This is a genomic window from Nitrosomonas sp. GH22, from assembly GCF_009833115.1.
Taxonomy (GTDB): Bacteria; Pseudomonadota; Gammaproteobacteria; order Burkholderiales; family Nitrosomonadaceae; genus Nitrosomonas; species Nitrosomonas eutropha.
In genome coordinates this window covers 1-3218 of record NZ_QRCA01000037.1, presented here as the reverse complement: position 1 = coordinate 3218, position 3218 = coordinate 1, and the positions used below count along the sequence as shown (strand labels likewise).

General features: G+C 53.9%; 1 pseudogene and 1 CRISPR repeat array. The pseudogene reads left to right on the top strand.

From position 1 onward, the window contains the following. Positions 1 to 536: pseudogene (locus tag ABF86_RS10460) on the top strand (integrase core domain-containing protein); the annotation flags it as partial. A 385-nt stretch (positions 537 to 921) separates the two neighbouring features. Continuing rightward, a CRISPR array of direct repeats spans positions 922 to 3181; the repeat unit is 37 nt; unit sequence GTTTCAATCCTCGCCCAGTCGGGTGACCGGGCGCTAC. Positions 3182 to 3218 lie beyond the last annotated feature (37 nt).

Genomic DNA, 3218 nt, shown 5'->3' with positions numbered 1-3218 from the left:
TTAAACTCTAACTTTTTGTAGCCATTGACCGGACATCAAAGTTCGGTTTTGTTCAACTCCAGAACAAAGCCAACCGCAACACGGCAACCGCCTTCTTGAAGGCCGTGATCGAGACTGTTCCCTACAAGATCCATACAATCCTGACTGATAACGGTATCCAGTTTACGTTCCCGGCGCGTTATCGGAATGGGCCAACGGCTCAGTATGTAACGCATATGTTCGATAGGTGTTGTCAGATCAACGGCATCGAGCACCGTCTCACCAAACCCAACCATCCCTGGACCAATGGTCAGGTTGAACGCATGAATCGAACCATCAAGGATGCGACTGTAAAACGGTATTATTACGACTCACACGATCAGTTGAAGGCCCATCTCCATCGCTTTGTGATGGCTTATAACTTCGCCAAAAGACTAAAAGCTCTCAAAGGCCTAACACCCTATGAATACATCTGCAAAATCTGGAAAAATGAGCCAGATCGTTTTATCTTTGACCCATTCCAGCACACCGTGGGACTAAACATCTTAGCTCGGTGATGGCGGCCTGCTACAACCTGAGGCGACTGGTCTACTTTGGAGAGACAGGGATCAAGGCCTCTTGACACTCAAAATGGACCGAATCGCTAATGCCCAGGGAGATTCGGGGTAAAAGCGGCGCGACATCGCCAGGAAAGCGGCGATTTGTCATGGAAATCAAACCGAATTCGGTCGCGCTCATCATTTCGCGGCAGGATTGACTGAAACCCTCGGGTTATTCGAGGTGCCCGCATGATATACAGTTTTCTTTAATCCTCTTTCCCTGCTTCTTTAATACCCTAATGGTCATTGCCATCTCCTGTATTAACAATAATAGCAGCCACCTCATAGAAAAAATGACCAGCTTAATTCAGGGGGGGCAATTTTTAATTGCCGTTAAGGGGCATTTTTACATTGCCGGTGACAGGGTGACCGGGCGCTACCACTACATCTCTTATGTACCCTGATGCCGGTCTTTCGTTTCAATCCTCGCCCAGTCGGGTGACCGGGCGCTACAGCTTGGTCACAACTGGGATTGATGGATCAATCCTGTTTCAATCCTCGCCCAGTCGGGTGACCGGGCGCTACATATAGCCGCCGCATTGTCAGCTGGTTCTGTAGAAGTTTCAATCCTCGCCCAGTCGGGTGACCGGGCGCTACCCGGATGTTGATAATCTGGGGGCGTTCCCCCATATAGTTTCAATCCTCGCCCAGTCGGGTGACCGGGCGCTACGTGGACTAACATCAACACCGCCTCCCAGATAAGTGTTTCAATCCTCGCCCAGTCGGGTGACCGGGCGCTACACCGATTACATTTTTTGGCGCCCGCACGCAGAAAGTTTCAATCCTCGCCCAGTCGGGTGACCGGGCGCTACCTGATCCCAAGAGAGATTGCTGTCACCAAACATTTTGTTTCAATCCTCGCCCAGTCGGGTGACCGGGCGCTACAAAGACCACCACGCCTGGCCTTCACCAGCTGCGTGTTTCAATCCTCGCCCAGTCGGGTGACCGGGCGCTACCATCATCAAGCGGTAGATACTGTGGGTGATGGTGCAGTTTCAATCCTCGCCCAGTCGGGTGACCGGGCGCTACGTGAGACCGTGCAAGGTGAGATTATCACACGGACAGTTTCAATCCTCGCCCAGTCGGGTGACCGGGCGCTACCATTATAAATACTCCCTTATAAGATAATCTAATGGTTTCAATCCTCGCCCAGTCGGGTGACCGGGCGCTACCGTGCACTCCGGATGCATAATTCCCAAATCGTATGTTTCAATCCTCGCCCAGTCGGGTGACCGGGCGCTACATGGGTCTCCTGAGCAAAAAACAGGAGCATTTTTGTTTCAATCCTCGCCCAGTCGGGTGACCGGGCGCTACAGCTGGAAGAGTACATACGCACCCAGCAGCTTGAGTTTCAATCCTCGCCCAGTCGGGTGACCGGGCGCTACACGGCAGTACAACTCAGTATTTTGCGGAAATCGGCGTTTCAATCCTCGCCCAGTCGGGTGACCGGGCGCTACACGGCAGTACAACTCAGTATTTTGCGGAAATCGGCGTTTCAATCCTCGCCCAGTCGGGTGACCGGGCGCTACCTCTCTGGCAGACAGCCTATCGTCGCGAGCAGCTTGTTTCAATCCTCGCCCAGTCGGGTGACCGGGCGCTACTATACGTTCCACGCTACTGAAGGACAGTGAGGCGTTTCAATCCTCGCCCAGTCGGGTGACCGGGCGCTACGAGCCTATGGCGTATAATGGCACGTCATGGATTAGTTTCAATCCTCGCCCAGTCGGGTGACCGGGCGCTACCTGCATGCCAAATTCTTGCAAAGCAGGATGACCAGTTTCAATCCTCGCCCAGTCGGGTGACCGGGCGCTACAAAGGGTAAGATTATGGCATCGCCTAATTTGTCTGTTTCAATCCTCGCCCAGTCGGGTGACCGGGCGCTACTTTATCGGATGGCATTTTATATTCGTCCCCCGCCTGTTTCAATCCTCGCCCAGTCGGGTGACCGGGCGCTACAGCTAGTAAAGCTTGATAGCAGATCGGATCTTTCTGTTTCAATCCTCGCCCAGTCGGGTGACCGGGCGCTACGTGGGCGGGATCAACCGGTCTACTTGGGCCTTCTGGTTTCAATCCTCGCCCAGTCGGGTGACCGGGCGCTACATTACATCCACCTTGCTCAAGAAGATTAATCAAGGGTTTCAATCCTCGCCCAGTCGGGTGACCGGGCGCTACTGTTGGCGGTATAAATCGCTCAACCTGGGCCTTCTGGTTTCAATCCTCGCCCAGTCGGGTGACCGGGCGCTACCAGCGCAGGCGCAAAAATACGCAGCAAAATACGAGGTTTCAATCCTCGCCCAGTCGGGTGACCGGGCGCTACCAGTTAGCGACAGATGAATCCTGGTCTGGATTGGTGTTTCAATCCTCGCCCAGTCGGGTGACCGGGCGCTACCTCGATTTATGCCGCCAACAGTGTTGGTTGGGTTGTTTCAATCCTCGCCCAGTCGGGTGACCGGGCGCTACTTGTCTCCGGTTAAGGCAACAGATGACCCATTGAAGTTTCAATCCTCGCCCAGTCGGGTGACCGGGCGCTACATGATGCATTAAATCTGCACCCTAACAAGTCCGGGTTTCAATCCTCGCCCAGTCGGGTGACCGGGCGCTACTTTGCATGGTTCTGTGGAGGCATATCAAGAACTGGTT